21 protein-coding genes are annotated in these 20,160 nt (G+C 70.6%); 19 read left to right on the forward strand and 2 right to left on the reverse strand.

The genetic code is table 11. The features are described from left to right. Positions 1-38: 38 nt before the first annotated feature. The 14 genes from BFF78_RS33335 to BFF78_RS33400 all read left to right on the forward strand — a co-directional run bounded on the left by BFF78_RS33335 (position 39) and on the right by BFF78_RS33400 (position 13,749). Entirely contained in the window at positions 39-1,043 is a 1,005-nt protein-coding gene (locus BFF78_RS33335; protein WP_069781841.1) for an FKBP-type peptidyl-prolyl cis-trans isomerase, read from the forward strand. A gap of 84 nt (positions 1,044-1,127) precedes the next feature. Continuing rightward, the gene (locus tag BFF78_RS33340; protein WP_069781842.1) at positions 1,128-1,499 is read left to right on the forward strand and encodes an FKBP-type peptidyl-prolyl cis-trans isomerase; all 372 of its coding nucleotides are present in this window, start codon (positions 1,128-1,130) and stop codon (positions 1,497-1,499) included. 170 nt (positions 1,500-1,669) lie between these two features. Then, positions 1,670-2,623 (forward strand): helix-turn-helix transcriptional regulator, encoded by a 954-nt coding sequence (locus BFF78_RS33345; protein WP_069781843.1) that lies wholly within the window; start codon positions 1,670-1,672, stop codon positions 2,621-2,623. Positions 2,624-2,635: 12 nt separating this feature from the next. Further along, positions 2,636-3,640 (forward strand): helix-turn-helix transcriptional regulator, encoded by a 1,005-nt coding sequence (locus BFF78_RS33350; protein WP_069781844.1) that lies wholly within the window; start codon positions 2,636-2,638, stop codon positions 3,638-3,640. Positions 3,641-3,845: 205 nt separating this feature from the next. Then, positions 3,846-4,106 carry a hypothetical protein gene (locus BFF78_RS33355; protein WP_099054982.1) on the forward strand — a complete coding sequence of 87 codons (261 nt, stop codon included), beginning with the start codon at positions 3,846-3,848 and terminating at the stop codon, positions 4,104-4,106. Between the two features lie 42 nt (positions 4,107-4,148). Continuing rightward, on the forward strand, positions 4,149-4,343 hold the full coding sequence (locus BFF78_RS33360; RefSeq protein WP_069781846.1) for a hypothetical protein: 195 nt from the start codon (positions 4,149-4,151) through the stop codon (positions 4,341-4,343). Positions 4,344-4,583: 240 nt separating this feature from the next. Next, the gene (gene tatA, locus BFF78_RS33365; RefSeq protein WP_069781847.1) at positions 4,584-4,871 is read left to right on the forward strand and encodes a Sec-independent protein translocase subunit TatA; all 288 of its coding nucleotides are present in this window, start codon (positions 4,584-4,586) and stop codon (positions 4,869-4,871) included. Between the two features lie 47 nt (positions 4,872-4,918). Then, positions 4,919-5,863 (forward strand): twin-arginine translocase subunit TatC, encoded by a 945-nt coding sequence (tatC, locus tag BFF78_RS33370; protein WP_193433588.1) that lies wholly within the window; start codon positions 4,919-4,921, stop codon positions 5,861-5,863. 83 nt (positions 5,864-5,946) lie between these two features. Beyond that, positions 5,947-8,799 carry a DEAD/DEAH box helicase gene (locus BFF78_RS33375; protein WP_069781849.1) on the forward strand — a complete coding sequence of 951 codons (2,853 nt, stop codon included), beginning with the start codon at positions 5,947-5,949 and terminating at the stop codon, positions 8,797-8,799. A gap of 334 nt (positions 8,800-9,133) precedes the next feature. Beyond that, complete coding sequence (locus tag BFF78_RS33380) at positions 9,134-10,801, forward strand: ATP-binding protein (protein WP_227025978.1); 1,668 nt, start codon at positions 9,134-9,136, stop codon at positions 10,799-10,801. After that, the gene (locus BFF78_RS33385; RefSeq protein ID WP_069781850.1) at positions 10,798-11,202 is read left to right on the forward strand and encodes a roadblock/LC7 domain-containing protein; all 405 of its coding nucleotides are present in this window, start codon (positions 10,798-10,800) and stop codon (positions 11,200-11,202) included. The genes BFF78_RS33380 and BFF78_RS33385 overlap by 4 nt, the downstream gene beginning before the upstream one ends. After that, positions 11,199-11,621 (forward strand): DUF742 domain-containing protein, encoded by a 423-nt coding sequence (locus BFF78_RS33390; RefSeq protein ID WP_069781851.1) that lies wholly within the window; start codon positions 11,199-11,201, stop codon positions 11,619-11,621. Before BFF78_RS33385 ends, BFF78_RS33390 begins: the two co-directional genes overlap by 4 nt. Next, a complete protein-coding gene (locus BFF78_RS33395) occupies positions 11,602-12,222 on the forward strand; it encodes a GTP-binding protein (RefSeq protein ID WP_069781852.1) in 621 nt (206 codons plus the stop codon). The genes BFF78_RS33390 and BFF78_RS33395 overlap by 20 nt, the downstream gene beginning before the upstream one ends. A gap of 48 nt (positions 12,223-12,270) precedes the next feature. Then, entirely contained in the window at positions 12,271-13,749 is a 1,479-nt protein-coding gene (locus BFF78_RS33400; RefSeq protein WP_069781853.1) for a cytochrome P450, read from the forward strand. A gap of 248 nt (positions 13,750-13,997) precedes the next feature. Here the strand turns inward: BFF78_RS33400 and BFF78_RS33405 are convergent, their stop codons facing one another. After that, the gene (locus tag BFF78_RS33405) at positions 13,998-14,948 is read right to left on the reverse strand and encodes an RluA family pseudouridine synthase (protein WP_069783963.1); all 951 of its coding nucleotides are present in this window, start codon (positions 14,946-14,948) and stop codon (positions 13,998-14,000) included. Between the two features lie 67 nt (positions 14,949-15,015). On the opposite strand from BFF78_RS33405, the gene BFF78_RS33410 reads away from it, so the two are divergent. From BFF78_RS33410 to BFF78_RS33430, 5 genes are all read left to right on the forward strand, one after another. Then, positions 15,016-15,597, forward strand: coding sequence for a GNAT family N-acetyltransferase (locus BFF78_RS33410; RefSeq protein ID WP_069781854.1), 582 nt, complete (start codon positions 15,016-15,018; stop codon positions 15,595-15,597). A gap of 92 nt (positions 15,598-15,689) precedes the next feature. Beyond that, positions 15,690-16,310 carry a PadR family transcriptional regulator gene (locus BFF78_RS33415; RefSeq protein WP_069781855.1) on the forward strand — a complete coding sequence of 207 codons (621 nt, stop codon included), beginning with the start codon at positions 15,690-15,692 and terminating at the stop codon, positions 16,308-16,310. A gap of 196 nt (positions 16,311-16,506) precedes the next feature. Next, positions 16,507-17,514: an ATP-binding cassette domain-containing protein gene (locus BFF78_RS33420; RefSeq protein ID WP_069781856.1), complete on the forward strand. Its 1,008-nt coding sequence runs from the start codon at positions 16,507-16,509 to the stop codon at positions 17,512-17,514. After that, positions 17,511-18,287: an ABC transporter permease gene (locus BFF78_RS33425; RefSeq protein WP_069781857.1), complete on the forward strand. Its 777-nt coding sequence runs from the start codon at positions 17,511-17,513 to the stop codon at positions 18,285-18,287. Before BFF78_RS33420 ends, BFF78_RS33425 begins: the two co-directional genes overlap by 4 nt. Before the next feature lie 11 nt (positions 18,288-18,298). Continuing rightward, positions 18,299-19,231 (forward strand): 5'-nucleotidase, encoded by a 933-nt coding sequence (locus BFF78_RS33430; RefSeq protein WP_069781858.1) that lies wholly within the window; start codon positions 18,299-18,301, stop codon positions 19,229-19,231. Between the two features lie 13 nt (positions 19,232-19,244). Here BFF78_RS33430 and BFF78_RS33435 read toward each other — a convergent pair whose 3' ends face one another. Further along, a complete protein-coding gene (locus BFF78_RS33435; RefSeq protein WP_069781859.1) occupies positions 19,245-20,090 on the reverse strand; it encodes a siderophore-interacting protein in 846 nt (281 codons plus the stop codon). Positions 20,091-20,160 lie beyond the last annotated feature (70 nt).

A 20,160-nucleotide genomic window follows, 5' to 3' on the forward strand; every position in this document is an offset into this window, starting at 1 on the left:
ACGCCATCCACAGGATCGACCGATTACGAGGCTCTTCCGTGCGCCGACGTTCACTTCTCTTCGCCGCTGTTCCCGCAGGTCTGGTCACGCTCGCCGCGTGTGGTGACGGCAAGTCCTCCTCCGGCAAGGTCAGCGCCTCGCCGTCGCCGTCGGTGTCCTCGGCTTCGCCGCCGAAGATCGTGGAGGGCCCGCTGCCGGCGATCACGGCGGGCACGAAGTTCGGTGAGAAGCCGAAGGTGGCCAAGGGGCCGGGTGAGCCGTCGAAGAACCTGGCGGTGAAGACGCTGATCGCGGGCAGTGGCCGCACGGTCGCGGAGAACGACTTCGTCCAGGCGAACTATCTGGGTCAGATCTGGGACACGGGCAAGGTCTTCGACAACTCCTACGACAGGAAGAGTCCGCTGGTGCTGCAGCTCGCCGCGGGCAGCGTCATCGACGGCTGGCGGTATGCGCTGGCGGGCCGGAAGGTCGGCAGCCGTATCGAGATCGCGGTGCCGCCGCAGTGGGGTTACGGCAAGGCGGGTGAGCCGCAGGCGGGTATCAAGGGCACGGACACGCTGGTGTTCGTCATCGACGTGATCGACTCCTTCAACTCCAAGAGCTCGGCCAAGGGCAAGGAGGTCCCGCAGAGCGACGCGGCGCTGCCCAAGGTGGCCACCAACACCGACGGCAGTGTCCCGAAGGTCACGGTGCCCAAGTCGGCTCCGCCGAAGAAGCTCGTGTCGACGTATGTCCTGGAGGGTGACGGCCCCGAGCTGAAGGCGGACCAGACGGTGCTGTGCCAGTTCCAGGGGCTGGTCTGGGACGGCGGGCAGACGTTCCAGCGCACGTACGGCTCGGGCCGGCTCAGCCAGTTCGCGCTGCAGCAGATGCAGCAGGCGGTCAAGGGTCTGGCTGAGGGCCTGACCGGCAAGAAGGTGGGCAGCCGGGTGCTGATCGTCGTACCGCCGGAGCTGGGCTACGGCGACACCCCGCCGAGCGGTGGTGTCATCAAGAAGGGTGCGACGCTCGTGTTCACGGTGGACATCCTGGCGGCCATGTAGTGCATGGTGTCCTGGCGGGCGGCAGAGCTGCGGAGATGAAAGACTGTCGGCGTTTCGTGTCGTACACAAGCAGGAGCTTTTGACGTGAGCATCGAGAAGCCCGAGATCGACTTCCCGGGCGGCGAGCCCCCGGCGGACCTCGAGATCAAGGACATCTGGGAGGGCGACGGTCCGGTCGCGCAGGCGGGCCAGAACGTCACCGTGCACTACGTGGGTGTCGCCTTCAGCACCGGCGAGGAGTTCGACGCCAGCTGGAACCGTGGCACTCCGTTCCGCTTCCCGCTGGGTGAGCGCCGGGTCATCGCGGGCTGGGACCGGGGTGTGCAGGGCATGAAGGTCGGCGGCCGCCGCCAGCTGACCATTCCCCCCCACCTCGCCTACGGCGACCAGAGCCCGACCCCGGCGATCAAGCCGGGCGAGACCCTGATCTTCGTGGTGGACCTGCTGGGTGTCTGATACCCGTCGGATCCACACATGATCGGCACCTGATCGACCGGCCGTATCGGACCGGATCCGATCACCTGGGGCCCATGCCTGCTCGGGCGTGGGCCCTCGGCTTTTGCCACCCCACCCCGGAGCGGTACGGTCATCGGTCGGAAGCACCATAGGGAAGGCGAAGGGCGTCGATGGCCATTGCCAAGGCCGAGCGGCTGATGAACCTCGCGCTGTGTCTGCTCGGCACACGGCGGCCACTCAGCAAGCGCGAGCTGCGTGAGTCCATCGAGGCCTACCTCGAAGCGGGCAGCGACGACTCCTTCAACAGGATGTTCGAGCGGGACAAGGACGACCTGCGCGAGCTGGGCCTGGTCATCGAGACGGTCGAGAACCTGGACGGCGAGGTCGGCTATCTGGCCCGCCGGGACAGCAATCGCTTGCCGCCGATCACCCTGGACGCCGAGGAGGCCGCGGCCCTCGGTCTCGCCGCGAAGGTGTGGCAGCAGGCCCGTCTCGCCGGTGCGGCCAGTGGTGCCCTGCAGAAGCTGCGCGCCGCGGGGCTCCCCGAGGACGTCGACCCGTACGAGGCGCACGGCGCCCTCGAGCCGCGTATCCCGGTGCACGAGGCCGCCTTCGAGCCGCTGATGCTGGCCTGCCGGGACCGCCGCCCGGTCGTCTTCGACTACCGCAAGGCCTCCGCCGCCCGCCCCGAGCCCCGGCATGTGGAGCCGTGGGCCCTCGAGTGCTGGCGCGGCCACTGGTACCTGGCCGGCTTCGACCGGGACCGGGGCGCCGAGCGCGTCTTCCGGCTCTCCCGGATCACCGGCCGGGTCCGCTCGCGCGGTACCGGGTTCACCGCCGCCGTGCCCGATGTCGTCACCGTGCGCGAGACGGTGGCCGGCTGGGCGGGCGAGATCGCCGACGGTACGGCGCTGATCCGGCTGCGTTCCGGTGCCGGTTACCCCCTTCGGGCGAAGGCCACCGAGGTGCGGGAACTCGGCGACGGCTGGGACGAGTTGGAGATTCCGTACGGGCACGGCCTGGACGCCTGGCTGGTGGAGTTCGGGCCGGACGTGGTGGTCCTGGAGCCGGCCGAGCTGCGCGCGGACGTGGTGGACCGGCTGCGTGCCGTGGCCAAGGGCTGAGGGGGCAGGACTGTGGCAGGCAAACCGGTCAGGGCGGTGAACGCCATCGACCAGACCCGGCGGATGCTCTCGCTGGTGACGTATCTGCGGGAGCGCCCCGGCGCGCGGATCGCGGATGTCGCCCGGGCCTTCGGCATCACCGAGGACGAGCTGGTCGCCGACCTCGATCTGCTGCCCATGTGCGGCACCAGCTTCCGGGGCGGCGATCTGCTGGACATCGACACCGACGGCGAGCGCATCTGGTGGCACAACCCGGCGGCGCTCGGCGAGGAGGCCGCCGAGCCGCTGCGGCTCGCCGCCGACGAGGCCACCGCGCTGCTGGTGGCCGCCCGTGCGGTCTCGACCCTGCCGGGCCTGCGCGAGGGCGACCGGCAGGCCCTGCTGCGGGCGACGGCGAAGGTGGAGGCCGCCGCCGGTGAGGCCGCCGGCGCCAGCGCCCGGCTGTCGGTGACCTTCGAGTCCGAGGGCGGGGTCTTCGCCGACGTCGACCGGGCGATCTCCGAGCGCCGCCGGCTGTGGATCCGCTACTACTCCCCGGCCCGCGACGAGGTCACCGAGCGTGAGATCGACCCCATCCGCCTGGTCAGCGTCGGCCACACCTATGTCGAGGCCTGGTGCCGCCGCTCCGAGGCCCGGCGTACCTTCCGGCTCGACCGGGTCGCCGAGATCAGAATCCTGGACGAGCCGTCGGCACCGCCCGAGATAGAGCTGCGCGACCTCTCCGAGGCGCTGGTGCAGCCGGCCGCCGAGGACCCGGAGGTCGTGGTCGAGGTCGGCCCGGGCGGCCGCTGGGTCGCCGAGTACTACCCGCACGACAGCGCCGATGAGCTTCCCGACGGCGGGCTGCGTATCACTCTGCGCACCCCCGATCCGGCCTCCCTGCGCCGGCTGGCGCTGCGGCTGGGCGCCGACGGCCGGATCGTCTCCCCACCGGAGCTGGCCGACAGCGCCCGAAGGGCCGCAGCCGAGGCATTGGCGGCGTACGACAAGGCGCGGCCGGCCAGCTCCGGGCGGTGAAGCGCCGGAAGGGGCGCGGGGCTGTGCTCCCTGTGCGGCTCCGCCGCGCTGGGGCCCCCGGGGTCGGGCGAAGCCGAGAACTCGGGGGAGCGACGAGCCGCGGCGGCGCCGCAGACGCGAGACGGCAGACCATGGCACCTGAAGCGGCGCGCTCGGCGAACGATCAGAAGAAGGAGCGAGGCCTGTGAGTGAGCGTGCGGGTGAGATGACGGTGGCGGCCGCCTTCGCGGGGATGAGGAGAGTGGTCCCCGTGGTGTTCAAGGCGGGCTGCCCGGACTGCCGGGGCCGCTTCGAGCTCGCCGCGAGCGCGCTGCGCCTCGCCATCGGCGCCACCAGCCGGACGACGTTCTACTCCTTCACCTGCCCCGACTGCGGTGCCGCCGTCCGCAAGCCCGCCGGGGAGCGCATCATCGAGCTGCTCACCGGCGGCGGGGTCAGAACCCTGCGGCTGCACTCCACGGTGTAGGCGGCTGCGGTCCGGGCTGCTGGACGGTCTAGTCTCGACGTCATGTTCTGGCCGATGTTCGCGGTAGCGCTGGGTTTCCTGGGTCTCGCGGTGCTGGGGGTGCTTGCCGTCCGGGTCTTCCTGGAGGCGCGGCGCCTCGGGCAGCAGGTCGCGGACTCCGCGCGCCGTATCAACAGGGCCGCCGAGGACCTGGAGCGGGCGGCCGTCAGCGCGGCCGGCGCCGTGGATGCCCTGTGATTGCCTTACGTCATGCGCTTTGGGTCACTTCGCCCTGTCACCTTGCCGGTCCGGCCAGGTACGCTGCTGGTCGCGGCCCGGAAAACGAGGCGCGGTCCGCAGAGGGAGCGGGAGTACGCACGGGGATTGTTCTGCGTTCACCCCCGAGCGTTACGATCGCTACCAGCACGATGGTCAGACCCTTGTCCGACCGGTCGGACATGCCCCGCCGCCCCGCCTCAGTGAGAAGGTGAAGACTTTATGTTCCGCAACGCACTTGAGCCGTGGCACCTGGTGCTCCTGGTTCTGGTGATCGTCCTCGTTTTCGGCTCCAAGAAGCTCCCGGACATGGCGCGTTCGCTGGGCAAGTCCGCGCGCATCCTGAAGAGCGAGGCCAAGGCGATGAAGGACGACGGCAAGCAGTCGACCACCTCCGCCCAGCCTGCAGAGGAGCAGGCCCCGGCGCAGCGCACGATCCAGGCGTCGCCCGGTGACGTGACCAGCTCCCGGCCGGTCAACGAGCCGACGGACACGACGACCCAGCGCTGACGCGAGGACCGGGCCATCCGGTCCGTTGCACGAGATGAGGATGTGGGTTGCCCAAGCCTGCCCGCAAGAAGGAGAGAGATCCCGAGGGGCGGATGCCGCTCGCGGATCACCTGCGTGAGCTGCGCAACCGGCTCGCGAAGGGACTGCTCGCGATCGTCGTTGTCGCGGTGGTGGCGGCCTTCTTCTACAAGGACATCATCAACTTCATCACCCAGCCGGTGCTCGACACGGTCGGTTGCGGGCAGTCGTTCGGGGAGCTGGCCAAGAGCAAGAACGCGCACTGCGCGCACCTCACGGTCAGTGGCCTGCTGGCGCCCTTCACCCTGGCCCTGAAGGTCGCGCTGATGTCCGGCGTCGTGCTGGCGGCTCCGGTCTGGCTCTACCAGCTGTGGGCGTTCGTCGCACCCGGTCTGCACCGGCACGAGAAGAAGTACGCCTACGCGTTCGTCGGATTCGGCTTCCCGCTCTTCCTCGGCGGTGGCTACCTCGCCTACAACGTGCTGCCGATGACGGCGAAGGTGCTGATCGACCTCACGCCCAGCGGCGCGGAGAACCTGCTGCCGCTGGATGAGCTGCTCGACCTGGTCACCCGCATGATCGTCGTCTTCGGCCTCGCCTTCGAGATGCCGTTGCTGCTGGTCATGCTGAACCTCACCGGCGTCCTGTCCGGCCGGCGCATGCTCGGCTGGTGGCGCGGCATGATCGTCGGCATCGCCGCCTTCGCGGCCGTGGCCACGCCCAGCCCCGACCCCGGGACGATGCTGGCGCTGGCGGCGCCGATCTGGGCGCTGTTCTTCATCGCCGTGGCCTTCTCGCTGATCAATGACCGGCGCCGGGCGCGCCGCGAGGGCGAGGGCCCCGCCGACGACGAGGCCTCCGAGCTGGACCTCACCCCCGAGGACATCGGCGAGATCGAGTCCGTTTCGGCCACCCGGGCCCTGCCCGAGCAGACCGGCACCGACCGGGTCAACGGCTACGACGACGTGACCTGAGCCCGCGCCCGCACCACATCACGCACACTGCCCCCGCCCAGGTGGACGGGGGCAGTGCCATGTCGAAGTGCACGATCGGGATAATGATCGTCCGGTTGTCAGTGGGGCCCGGTACGCTCGAAAGCACGATGACAGAGGACCTCTCACCGGCCGAGCGGTACGCGGCAGCCCGCAGGCGGGCAGCCGAGCAGGCCACCGCGCTCGCGTCCTTCCGCGAGATGTACGACTTCGGCCTCGACCCCTTCCAGATCGAGGCCTGCGAGGCGCTCGAGGGAGGGAAGGGCGTGCTGGTGGCCGCCCCCACCGGCTCGGGCAAGACGATCGTGGGCGAGTTCGCCGTCCACCTCGCCCTCCAGCAGGGCAAGAAGTGCTTCTACACGACACCCATCAAGGCGCTGTCGAACCAGAAGTACGCCGACCTGTGCCGCCGCTACGGCACCGGCAAGGTCGGTCTGCTCACCGGCGACAACAGCGTGAACTCCGACGCCCCCGTGGTCGTGATGACCACCGAGGTCCTGCGGAACATGCTCTACGCCGGCTCCCAGACCCTCCTCGGCCTCGGCTACGTCGTCATGGACGAGGTGCACTACCTCTCCGACCGCTTCCGCGGCGCCGTCTGGGAAGAGGTGATCATCCACCTGCCCGAGTCGGTGACCCTGGTGTCGCTGTCGGCGACCGTGTCCAACGCCGAGGAGTTCGGTGACTGGCTGGACACCGTCCGTGGCGACACCGAGGTGATCGTCTCCGAGCACCGGCCCGTGCCGCTGTTCCAGCACGTCCTCGCCGGGCGCCGGATGTACGACCTGTTCGAGGAGGGCGAGGGCCACAAGAAGGCCGTCAACCCCGACCTCGCCCGCCTGGCCCGTATGGAGGCCACCAGACCGTCGTACCAGGACCGCCGGCGCGGCCGGGCGATGCGCGAGGCCGACCGGGAGCGCGAGCGCAGACAGCGCTCGCGCGTGTGGACGCCGGGCCGGCCCGAGGTCATCGAGCGCCTCGACTCCGAGGGCCTGCTCCCGGCCATCACGTTCATCTTCAGCCGCGCCGCCTGCGAGGCCGCCGTCCAGCAGTGCCTGTACGCGGGCCTGAGGCTCAACGACGAGGAGGCGCGGGAACGGGTCCGTGCGCTGGTCGAGGAGCGCACCGCCCACATAGCGCCCGAGGACCTGCACGTTCTCGGCTACTACGAATGGCTGGAGGGCCTGGAGCGCGGTATCGCCGCCCACCACGCGGGCATGCTGCCGACCTTCAAGGAGGTCGTGGAGGAGCTGTTCGTACGCGGTCTGGTCAAGGCGGTGTTCGCCACCGAGACCCTCGCCCTCGGCATCAACATGCCCGCCCGCTCGGTGGTGCTGGAGAAGCTCGTCAAGTGGAACGGCGAGCAGCACGCCGACATCACGCCCGGCGAGTACACCCAGCTGACCGGCCGTGCGGGCCGCCGCGGCATCGACATCGAGGGCCACGCGGTCGTGCTGTGGCAGCGCGGCATGAGCCCCGAGCACCTCGCCGGTCTCGCGGGCACCCGTACGTACCCGCTGCGTTCCAGCTTCAAGCCGTCGTACAACATGGCGGTCAACCTGGTCGAGCAGTTCGGCCGGCACCGCTCGCGCGAGCTGCTGGAGACCTCCTTCGCGCAGTTCCAGGCGGACAAGTCGGTCGTCGGCATCTCCCGCCAGGTGCAGCGCAACGAGGAGGGCCTGGCCGGCTACAAGACCTCCATGACCTGCCACCTCGGCGACTTCGAGGAGTACGCGCGGCTGCGGCGTGAACTGAAGGACCGCGAGACCGAGCTGGCCCGGCAGGGCGCCGACCAGCGGCGCGCCGAGGCGGCCGTCGCCCTGGAGAGGCTGAAGCCGGGCGACGTCATCCACGTCCCCACGGGCAAGTACGCCGGTCTGGCCCTGGTGCTGGACCCCGGCCTGCCCGCGGGCCGCTCCAACGGCCACCGCGGCTTCGACCACCACGACGGCCCGCGCCCGCTGGTGCTGACCGCCGAGCGGCAGGTCAAGCGGCTGGCGTCGATGGACTTCCCGGTGCCGGTCGAGCCGCTGGACCGGATGCGGATCCCGAAGTCCTTCAACCCGCGCTCGCCGCAGTCCCGCCGCGACCTGGCCTCCGCGCTGCGCAGCAAGGCCGGGCACATCCCGCCGGAGCGGGCCCGCAAGAAGCGCTCGCAGGCCGCCGACGACCGCGAGATCGCGCGGCTGCGCACGGCGATCCGGGCACATCCCTGTCATGGCTGCAACGACCGTGAGGACCACGCCCGTTGGGCCGAGCGCTACCACCGGCTGCTGCGCGACACCTCGCAACTGGAGCGCCGCATCGAGGGCCGTACGAACACCATCGCGCGCACCTTCGACCGGATCGTGGCCCTGCTGACCGAGCTGGACTATCTGCGCGGCGACGAGGTCACCGAGCACGGCAAGCGACTCGCCCGGCTCTACGGCGAACTCGACCTGCTGGCCAGCGAATGCCTGCGCGAGCGGGTCTGGGAGGACCTCAGCCCGGCCGAACTCGCCGCCTGCGTCTCGGCGTTGGTGTACGAGGCACGGGTCGGCGACGACGCGATGGCACCCAAGCTGCCCTCGGGCAAGGGGAAGGCCGCCCTCGGTGAGATGGTCCGGATCTGGGGCCGCCTGGACGCTCTGGAGGAGGACTTCCGGATCAACCAGACCGAGGGTGTCGGACAGCGCGAACCGGATCTCGGCTTCGCCTGGGCCGCGTACATGTGGGCCTCCGGCAAGGCGCTCGACGAGGTGCTGCTCGAAGCGGACATGCCCGCGGGCGACTTCGTGCGGTGGTGCAAGCAGGTGATCGACGTTCTGGGGCAGATCTCGGCTGCGGCGCCGGCCGAGGGATCGACCGTGGCCAAGGCCGCGCGCAAGGCTGTGGACCAGTTGCTGCGGGGAGTTGTCGCCTACTCCTCGGTGGGGTGACCTGCACCTGCCCGGTGCCAGTGGGGGCCGTTTCGGCCCCCCTTTCACTTATCACGGTGAGTCACTTTCGCACGTCCATACCTGGTAACCAAACGTGTTCGATTAGCAGCTGAGCGTATAAATGGGCTGAGCGTACTCCTGCGGCGGGGGCGATTTCAGGTGCTTGCCGAATATGACACGGCGATGATCCGGTCGGACTAAGCTCGCCCGCGGCGCACCGAGTTGAGGCAATTCGTGCGCCTGTTCCCAAACATGCGATAGATCCCCACAGTTCCATGAACCTTCCCCCAAAAAGCTCTCCCGACACCCAGCCGATTCGTCTCAGAAGGCATCCATGGTGAGTGTTCAGAAGCCTCGCGGCGGCCGTGAACGTCCCTATGCGCGCGTGCTGTTGCCGCCGGCCATATTGATGGCCGCCGCGACCGGGGCCGGCGTCGCCCTGGTGCCGGCGTCGGCCCGGATCGCCGTCGGCGCGGTCGGGGCACTGGCCCTGCTGCTGGTCCTCGCCACGGGCGCGGAGGCCGCCCGCCGTGGCCGCAGGCTCCGCGAGCAGCACGCCGAGCACGCCCGTCACAGCGCGTATCTGGAGCACCGGCTCGCCGCCCACGACGAGCTGATCGACCGCTTCGCCACCGACGTCGTCCCCCACGGCCTGCTGCGGCTGCGCGCCGGAGAACCACTGCGCGACGTGATGGTCAACGGCTACGACGTCGACCCCGAACTGCGCGCCCTGCCCGACCCCTACCGCGAGCTGTTCCGCGCCGCGATGCGCGGCGCCGACCGCGAGATCTCGATGCGCGACGCCACCGAGCGCTCCTATGTGAGCATCGCCCGCCGCGTCCAGGCCATCGTCCACCAGCAGTCCAACGAACTGCGGGAGATGGAGGAGGACCACGGCCGCAACCCCGAGGTCTTCGACGACCTGCTGCGCATCGACCACGGCACCTCGCTGATCGGCCGTTTCGCCGACACCATCTCCGTCCTCGGTGGCGGACGTCCCGGCCGCCAGTGGCCCCTGCCGGTCTCCCTCTACAGCACGCTGCGCGGCGCCATGTCGCGCATCCTGGAGTACCGCCGTATCCAGCTGAACTCCATCGTCAACATCAACATCAAGGGCACCTCCGTCGAGCCGGTCATCCACGCCGCCGCGGAACTCTTCGACAACGCCACCCGCTATTCGCCGCCCACGGCCAAGGTGCACGTCACCGCCACCGAGGTGCAGACCGGTATCGCCATCGAGATCGAGGACGCCGGCGTCAGCCTCACCGAGGAGTCCCGCGCCCGCATCGAGAAGATGATCGAGGACGCCAAGAACCTCGACGACGCGCACAACCTCGGCGAGAACCCGCGCCTCGGCCTCGCCGTCGTGGGCCGGCTGTGCCGGATGTTCGACATGGAGGTCTCGCTGCGTGCCTCCGCCTACGGTGGCTGCCGCGCCATCCTCATCGTGCCGCGCGTCATGACGACCACCGAGCCCGGCGTGGGCGCCGCCCACGGCATCGGCGCCACCGGCACCCCGATGCCCGAGCTGGGCGCCGTCGAGGGCCCCAAGCGCCCGCCCAAGCGCCGCCGTCCCACCAGCCCCAAGATCCCCGCCGGGATCTCCATGGAGGACGACGTCCCCGTGGTCACCGAGTGGACTGCGGGCGGACTGCCGCAGCGCCGCAGCCGGATGAAGACCCCGATCAGCCAGCGTTTCGCCGAGAGCGCGGAGGTCGAGCAGGCCGAGCGCGAGGGCAGGCCCAGCATCTGGTCCCAGCCCAAGGCCGAGCCGGAGCCGGAGATCGACCCCGAGATCAAGAAGCTCAGGGAGCGTCCGATCGGCCAGGGGATCGAGGACTTCTGGAACGGCCTGCGCAAGGGCATGCCCGAGGGCGCCACCGGGCCCGAACTGACCGACTTCACACGCCATCCGGAAAAGTACCTGCACCTGCTCAACGACTACGCGGACGAGCCCGTCGAGGGCGCCCCACAGGCCGACGACGAGAGGGACCCCAAGTGATCCAGCAGCGAGGCAACATCGACTGGATGCTCAAGCAGCTCAATGACGGCGTGCCGGGCATCGAGATGATCGTGGTCCTCTCCGCCGACGGACTGCGCATCGCCCGCTACGGCGGCGACCCCGACGCCGCCGACCGCGTGGCCGCCGCCTGCGCGGGCATGCAGAGCCTGGCCGGCGCCATCATCCAGGAGCTCCCCGGCGCCGGTGACATGCAGGTCCTCGTCATCGAGATCGAGGGCGGCTACTTCTACCTCATGAGCGCCGGCGACAACGCCTACCTCGCCGTACTCGCCGACGTCACCTGCGAGCCCGGCCGGATGAGCGGCATGATGCGCGACCTCGTCGTCCGGATCGGCGCCCACCTCACCAGTCCGCCCCGGCGGAACGGGCAGACCGTATGACTCCTCCACGACGCAAACGGCGCGAGCCGAAACCCCTGCCGCCCCCGCCGCCGTCCCCGCCCAGGAGCGAGACGGCGGACGGCGAGGCCGAGCCGAAGAACCCCGAACGGCTCTACGCGGTCGCCGGATCCGAGGACGGCGCACGCGCCGAACTCGACCTCGTGACGTTGATCGTGGCGCGCGACGCGCTCCAGACGGCGGCCGTCCCCGAGCAGGCCGCGGTCCTGCGGCTGTGTACCAACCCCCTGTCCGTGGCCGAGCTCTCGGCCTATCTGAACCTGCCGTTCAGCGCGATGACCGTCCTGATCACCGAGCTGATCACGGCCGAACTGGTCCAGGTGCGTGCCCCGGTCGTCCGACGTGCGGTGCCCGACCGTTCACTCCTCGAAGCGGTGATGCATGGACTTCAACGGCTCTGACACCATCCCCGGCCCACGCACCCAGGATCATCTGCCGCACACGGCCGAGACCGCGGTGAAGATCGTGATCGTGGGCGGTTTCGGTGTCGGCAAGACGACGATGGTCGGTTCCGTCAGCGACATCAGACCGCTGACCACCGAGGAGACCATGACCCAGGCCGGCATCGGCGTGGACGACAACTACGGCTCCGAAACCAAGACGGCCACCACCGTGGCCATGGACTTCGGCCGCATCAGCGTCTCCGACAAGCTGGTGCTCTATCTCTTCGGCACGCCCGGCCAGGAGCGCTTCTGGTTCCTGTGGAACGGGCTGTTCGAGGGCGCGCTCGGCGCGGTCGTCCTCGTCGACACCCGGCGGCTGGAGGTCAGCTTCGACGTCATGGGCCGGCTTGAGGAACGCGGCGTGCCCTTCGTCGTCGCCGTCAACTCCTTCCCGGACGCGCCCCGTTACCCCCTCGAGGAGCTGCGCACCGCACTCGACCTGCCCCCGGAGATCCCGATCATGGAGTGCGACGTACGCCGCCGCGCGTCCAGCAAGGACGTGCTGATGACCTTGATGCGTTTCCTGCACTCCATCGCCCTGTCCCGCGCCCTCGCCTGATCCGCGGGCCGATCCACCCCCGCAATCCCTTCGTTCCGGAGCGACACCGTGACGTCTGAATCCTCCTGGCTGACCGACACCGACCCCACCCCCGGCCCGCCGCCGGGCTGCCCCGCGCACGGCCTCGGCCCCGGCGGGCTGCACCGGCTCTACGGCCCCGACGCGGCGGACCTGGGCGACCTCTACGAGCGGCTGCGGGAGCAGTACGGCCCCGTGGCGCCGGTGCTGCTGCACGACGACGTGCCGATGTGGGTGGTCCTCGGGCACGCCGAGAACCAGCACCTGGTGCGCAGCCCCTCCGTGTACACCCGCGACAGCCGGATCTGGAGCCCGCTGTCCGACGGCACGGTCAAACCCGACCACCCGCTCATGCCGCACATCGCCTGGCAGCCGATCTGCTCGCACGCCGAGGGCGACGAGCACCAGCGGCTGCGCGTGGCGGTCACCGCGGCCATGTCCACCATGGACCACCGCACCCTGCGCCGGCACATCGGCCGGCACACCCAGGGCCTGGTGAACAGGTTCTGCGAACGCGGCCGGGCCGACCTGGTCTCCCAGTTCGCCGACCATCTGCCGATGGCCGTCATGTGCGAGATCCTCGGCATGCCGGAGGAGTACAACGACCGGATGGTGCAGGCCGCGCGGGACGCCCTGAAGGGCACCGAGACCGCCATCCAGAGCCACACCTACGTCATGGACGCGCTGAGCCGGCTCACCACCCGGCGGCGCGCCCGGCCCGAGGAGGACTTCACCAGTCACCTCGTCACCCACGCGGCCGGGCTCACCGACGACGAGGTCCGCGAACATCTGCGGCTCGTCCTCTTCGCGGCCTACGAGGCCACCGCGAACCTCCTCGCCAACGCGCTGCGCATGGTCCTCACCGAGCCGGGCTTCCGCGCCCGGCTCAGCGGCGGGCAGATGACCGTGCCGGAGGCGATCGAGCAGTCCCTGTGGGACGAGCCGCCGTTCAGCACCGTCCTCGGCTACTACGCCAAGCAGGACACCGAGCTGGGCGGGCAGCGCATCCGCAAGGGCGACGGCCTGCTCTTCGCGCCCGCACCGGGCAACCTCGACCCGCGCATCCGCCCGGACCTGTCCGCGAGCATGCAGGGCAACCGCTCCCACCTCGCCTTCGGCGGCGGCCCGCACGAGTGCCCGGGTCAGGATATCGGCCGTGCCATCGCCGACGTCGGCGTCGACGCGCTGCTGATGCGGCTGTCCGACATCCAACTGGACTGCCCGGAGGACGACCTGCGCTGGCGTTCGTCCATCGCCTCCCGGCACCTGGTGTCGCTGCCCGTCCGTTTCGAGCCCAAGCCCCAGCAGGACGTCAACGTCCCGCCGAGGCCCACGGCCGTCCCCCCACAACGCTCCGGCTGGCAGACCACCACCGCGCTCCCCGACGAAACCCCCGCCACCGATCCCCACCCCACCACCCCAACACCCGCCCCCCACCCCACAACACCGGAACCGCCCCGCCGCCGCAGCCTCTGGCAGCGCCTGCTCCACTGGTGGCACGGCGAGTGACCTGGGTCTAGAGCTCTCGCCCGGACCGGGCCCGCTCGAGCCGAGTGGACTTTACGGCCGAGCCGGACGGGCACGCTCCGATTGCGGGGCGCCTTCCGCGCGGGTGCCGGTCGGGCGGAGTCCGCACGCCGGACCGGCGTGGGGACTCCCCTCGCGAGGGGCCCCGTGCCCGGCCCGTATCGGGGTTACTTCGCGGTGAGCCAGCGCGCCTGTCAGGGGACGCGGACCCCGCGTGAGCCAGGGGCTTTCTACTCCTCGTCCGCCCAGGTGTCGTACGACGTCCAGGCGGCGAGTTCGCGTTCGCTGGCGAACGTGTGCTCCGTGCCGGTGATCGGGTCGGTGAACTCCAGCCGCCGCGCGAGCAGTTGCAGGGGGCGGCGGAAGTCGCCGGCCGGTACCGGGGCGGTCACCTCGGGATACAGCGGGTCGCCGAGGATGGGTACGCCGAGCGTGTTCAGATGGACCCGCAGCTGATGGGTCTGGCCGGTCGCCGGGACCAGCCGGTACCGGCCCAGACCGTCCCGCTGCCCGGCCAGCTCGACGTACGTCTCGGCGTTCGGCTCGCCCTCGACCTCCCGGGCCGCCTGCACCCCGCGCTCCTTCACGATCCGGCTGCGTATGGTCCGGGGCAGGACCAGCGAGGGGTCGTACGGCGCGACCGCCTCGTACTCCTTGCGCACCCGCCGGTCCCGGAACAGCGTCTGGTACGCCCCGCGCTCCTCGGGCCGCACGGTGAACAGCACCAGCCCCGCCGTGAGCCGGTCCAGCCGGTGCGCAGCGCTCAGCGTCGGGATGCCCAGCTCGCGCCGCAGCCGGGCCAGCGCGGTCTCGGCCACATGGCTGCCACGCGGGGTCGTGGCGAGGAAGTGCGGCTTGTCGGCGACGACGATGTGCGCGTCCCGGTGGACGATCCCCACCGGGAACGGCACCGGCACCTCGGCGGGCAGCGCGCGGTGGAACCACACGAACATCCCCGGCTCGTACGGCGCGTCCGGCGCCACCGCCCGCCCGTCGGCGCCGACGATCAGCCCCGCGTCGAACATCGACGCGACCATCCCGGGCCCGGCCCCCGTCAGCCGCTCCACCAGATGCTCCCGCACGGTGGCCCATGTCCCGCCGTACGGCAGCCGCACCCGGACGGGGTCGACACCATCGCGCTGGGGGAGCGGGGCGGGCGGGGGAGGTGTACGGCGTCTCATCGAGGTCAAGGGTACGAGGCGGAAAACGGCTGGGCCGACGGCCGTGGGGCTCGGCAGGATGCGGATCATGCCGTATCTCACCAGCCCGGTCGTACCGGCCGGCACCCTCGCCAGCATCCCCCAGCCCACCCTTCCCACCGGCGACGGCCTGTCGCTGCGCCCCTGGCGGGCCGAGGACGCGCCCGCCGTCCACGCCGCCTTCCAGGACCCCTTGATGCACCAGTGGCACATCAGGTCCGCCGACTCCGAGGCGGAGGTCGCCGGGTGGATCACACGGTGGCTGAGGGCCTGGAAGGAGGAGCGCGAGGCCCAGTGGGCCGTGGTGGACGCGGACACCGGCGAACTGCTGGGCCGGGTCGCACTGCGCGAGATCCTGCTCGGCGACGGCTGCGCCGAGGTCGCCTACTGGACCGTGGCACGGGCGCGGGGCCGGGGCGTCGCGGTCCGGGCCACGACCACCCTGTCCCGCTGGGCGTTCGAGGAGATCGGCCTGCACCGCCTCGAACTCTCCCACGCCACCGCCAACGAGGCCTCCTGCCGTGTGGCCGTGAAGGCCGGATTCACCGCCGAGGGCACCAAGCGCAGCGCCCTTCTCCACCCCGACGGCTGGCACGACATGCACCTGCACGCACGGGTGCGCGGCGACTGAGCCGATCCATACGCGATATATCGTGTCTCTTGACCGTCGCGAGTCATTCGCGATATGTTCGGCTACGGATATTCGAGAACGAGGTGGTGGTCATGCCCGGGAAGCGCCGCAGGCTCGGCAACCCGCTGGCGCTCGCCGTCCTGGTGACCCTGTGGCAGAAGCCGATGCATCCGTACGAGATCGCCCAGACCCTGCGCCGCCAGGGCAAGGACACGAGCACCAAGATCAACTACGGTTCGCTCTACACCGTGGTGCAGAACCTCGAAAAGCACGGCTTCGTCGAGGTGACCGACGTGGAGCGGCAGGGGAACCGCCCCGAGCGCACGGTGTACGGGCTCACCGCGGCCGGTAGTGAGGAGATGACCGAGTGGTTGTCGGACCTCATCGCCGTCCCGGCCAAGGAGTACCCGATCTTCGAGACCGCCCTGTCCCTCATGGGCGCGCTGCACCCCGACGAGGTGGTGCGGCTGCTCGAGGAGCGGCTCAGGGCCCTGGAGGTCCAGGCCGCCAGTGCGCGGGGAGGGCTGGAGAAGCTGTACGAGACGCTGCCGCGGCTCTTCCTCGTCGAGACCGAGTACCAGTTGCACATGATCCTGGCGCAGGCGCAGTGGGTCCGCGGCTTCCTGGAAGAGATCAGGAAGGGCTCCCTGCCGGGCGTCGAGGCATGGCGGCGCTTCCATGAAACGGGGGAGCTGCCCGCGGACTTCAGCTGAGAAGAACGACCCCGGCACGGCTGTTGCAGCAGCCCCGCCGGGGTCTCCAACCCCGAAACGGATCCGCCGTGCGGCGGCTCCGGGCGATCGAGGTGCGGCACACCCAGGATAGCCCGGCGCTCTGCACGCGGATCTTGCACCGTCCGTCCATCCGGCGGACGGCCCGTCATCCGCTCATGTCAGGAGAGCAGTCGTCATGAACACCCGTGCGCCCGCAGTGGAGGCGCGCCAGCTGGTCAAGACCTATCCCGGTGACGTTACCGCGCTGGGCGGCATGGACATCACCGTGGCACCGGGCATCGTCTTCGGGCTCCTCGGCCCCAACGGCGCCGGCAAGTCCACCACCGTCAAGATCCTCACCACCCTGGCCCGCCCCGACTCCGGCACCGCCACCGTCGCCGGGCACGACGTGCTGCGCCACCCCGACCGGGTGCGCCGCGCGATCGGCGTGGTCGCCCAGCAGTCCGGCGCCGACCCGGTCGCCACCGGCCGGGAGAACCTGCAACTCCAGGGCCGCCTCTACGGATTGAGCGGTACGGCGCTGAACCGCCGGGTGGACGAGCTGCTGGAGCGGTTCACCCTCGCCGACGCCGCCCGCCGGCCGGTCAAGGGCTACTCGGGCGGCATGCGGCGCCGCCTGGACGTGGCCCTCGGGCTGGTGCACCGGCCTGAGGTGCTGTTCCTCGACGAGCCGACCACCGGCCTCGACCCGGAGGCGCGCACCGCGATGTGGGAGGAGATCGGCCGGCTGGCCGGCGAGGAGGGTCTGACGATCCTGCTCACCACGCACTACCTGGAGGAGGCCGACCGGCTCGCCGAGCGCATCGCCATCGTCGACCGCGGCCGGATCGTGGTCGAGGGCACCCCGGACGCCCTCAAGGGCGAACTGCGCGGCGACGCCGTCCGCCTGGAGCTGGGCGAGCCGGTCGGCGAGGCCGGCCGCACCCTGCTCACCGGTGCCCTGACCGCGCTGCCCGGGGTGCACGAGGCGCTGTGCGAAGGACGCCGGATCAGCGTCCGCGCCGACGACGGGGCGGCCACGGTGCCCGCTCTGCTCGCCGCGCTGGACCGGGCCGGGGTCACCGTCGCCTCGGCCACCGTCGCCCGGCCCTCGCTGGACGACGTCTACCTCCGCCACGCCGGCCGCCGGTACGCCGAGGCCGAGACCGCGACCGAGACCGTGCTCGCCGGAGGTGTGCGATGAGCGCCGCCCTGACCCAGACCTGGTACATGACGCAGCGCCAACTGCGCGTCTTCGCCCGGCAGCCCGCCTACGCGGTCATCACCCTGATCCAGCCGGTGATCTGGCTGTTCCTGTTCGGCAGCCTCTTCAAGAAGGTCGTCGAGCTGGGCGGCTTCGGCACCACCTCGTACCTGGACTACCTGGTGCCGGGCGTGGTGGTGATGAGCGCCCTCGGCTCCAACATGTGGGCCGGCATGGGCACCTTGGAGGAGATCCAGCGCGGCACCCTCGACCGCTTCCTGACCACCCCGGTCAGCCGGGCCGCCCTGATGAACGGCAACGTCGTCAACAACGGCCTGGTCACGGCGTTCCAGTCGGTGGTCATCGTGCTGCTGGGCCTGCTCGGCGGCGCCGACTACGCCGGCGGTGCCGGCGGTATCGCGGTCCTCGTGCTGGCCGCCGTCCTGCTCGGCACGGTCTTCGGTGCCCTGTCCAACGCGCTCGGCATGCTCGTACGCGAACGGGAGTCCATCATCGGCATCAACACCTTCCTGCTGCTGCCGCTGACCTTCCTCTCCAGCGCCTTCATGGCGCCCGCGCAGATGCCGGGCTGGATGCGGGACATCGCCGACTTCAACCCGCTCAACTGGGCCATGGTGGCGGGCCGTTCGGCCCTGTCGGAGCATCCCGACCGGGATGTGGTCCTCAGTCGCGGCGGTGCACTGCTCGCGCTCGCCGTCGTGGCGGTGTGGCTGTCGATCCGCACGTTCCGCTCCTACCAGCGGTCGGTGTGAAGATGTAGTCCATGCCGGCCTACGATCTCGCGAACCGACTCGTCGTCGGTGTCGCCTCCAGCGCCCTGTTCGATCTGCGGGAGTCGGACGCGGTCTTCCGCGAGCAGGGCGAGGAGGCCTACCGCGCCTACCAGGAGGAGAACGTCGACGACACGCTCCGGCCCGGGGTCGCGTTCGCGTTCATCCGCAGGCTGCTGTCGCTGAACGACCTCGGCGAGCCGGGCGACCCGCTCGTCGAGGTCATCATCCTCTCTCGCAACGACCCCGACACGGGCCTCAGGGTCATGCGCTCGATCCAGGCCCATGAACTGCCCATCAGCCGGGCCGTGTTCATGCAGGGCAGGTCGCCGTACGCGTTCATCACCGCGCTGAACATGTCCCTGTTCCTGTCCGCGAACGGCGACGACGTGCGCGAGGCGGTCGCCGCGGGCCTGCCGGCCGGGCATGTGCTGGGATCGTCGTACGCGGACGACCCCGCCGACCGGGAGCTGCGGATCGCGTTCGACTTCGACGGGGTGCTCGCCGGCGACGCCGCCGAGCAGGTGTACCAGTGCGACGGTCTGGAGGAGTTCCGCGCGTACGAGGCCCGTAACGCGGCGACCCCGCACGACCCGGGGCCGCTGCGCGACTTCCTCGCCGGGGTGAACCGGATTCAGCGGCGGGAGGAGGAGCGGCGCGCGGTCGATCCGCACTACACGAGCCGGGTGCACGTCTCCCTGGTGACCGCGCGCAACGCGCCGGCGCACGAACGGGCCGTGCGGAGCCTCAAGGAGTGGGGTGTGCGGGTCAACGGCGCCTTCTTCCTCGGCGGCATAGACAAGGGCGCCGTCATGCGGGTGCTGGATCCGCACATCTTCTTCGACGACCAGGTGACCCACCTGGAGAGCACATCCCGGACCACGCCGAGTGTGCACATCCCCTTCGGCAAGATCAACGAGACCTGAGCGGGGTTCGTGCTCAGGCCGCCGCGGCGCCGCTCTCCTGCTCGGCCTCGATGCGGGCGTTCCAGTCCCGCTTGGAGGCCTGCCAGCCGTCCTCGTCGTGGCCCAGGCGCCAGTAGCCGGAGATCGACAGGTCCTCGCGCGGGATGGCGAGCTCGACCCGCAGCAGCCGGCGCAGCTCCTTCACGAAGCCCGCCTCGCCGTGCACGAACGCCTGCACCCGGCCGTCGGGGAACTCAAACCCTCGTACGGCCTCCAGCAGCGCCTCGCCGACCGGCCGGTCCCCTCGGTGCAGCCAGACGACCTCCACATCGGAGTCGATCTTCTGCTCCTCCTCGGGGCCGGACACCTCCACGAAGGCATGGGCGCGGGCGTCGGTGGGCAGCGCCTGAAGGGACCGCGCGATCGCGGGCAGCGCGCTCTCGTCACCGGCGAGCAGATGCCAGTCGGCCGCCGGGTCGGGGGCGTAGGCGCCGCCGGGTCCCATGAAGCGCACCCTCTCACCCGGCTGCACCCGGGTGGCCCACGGGCCGGCCAGGCCCTCGTCGCCGTGGATGACGAAGTCCAGGGTCAGCTCCCGGTGTTCGGGATCCCAGGCGCGCACGGTGTACGTCCGGGTCACCGGCCACTGCTCCCGCGGGAACTCGGCACGGATCCGCTCCAGGTCGAAGGGCTCCGGGTAGGTCACGCCCTCGGGGCCGAAGAGCAGCTTCACATAGTGGTCGGTGCAGGTGTCCGCCGCGAAGTCGGCCAGGCCCTCGCCGCCGAGTACCACCCGCTGCATGTGCGGGGTCAGCCGCTCGGTGCGGACCACCTCAGCGGTGCGGGCCTTGCGCGGCTTTCGTCCCGGGCGCTCTGCCATCACGGCCTCCTGCAAGTTGGTTAGGTTTACCTAAGTTAGCACCTCGTTCTGTGTAACACCTCTTCCTCGA

Origin of the sequence: Streptomyces fodineus (assembly GCF_001735805.1) — a bacterium.
GTDB lineage: Bacteria > Actinomycetota > Actinomycetes > Streptomycetales > Streptomycetaceae > Streptomyces > Streptomyces fodineus.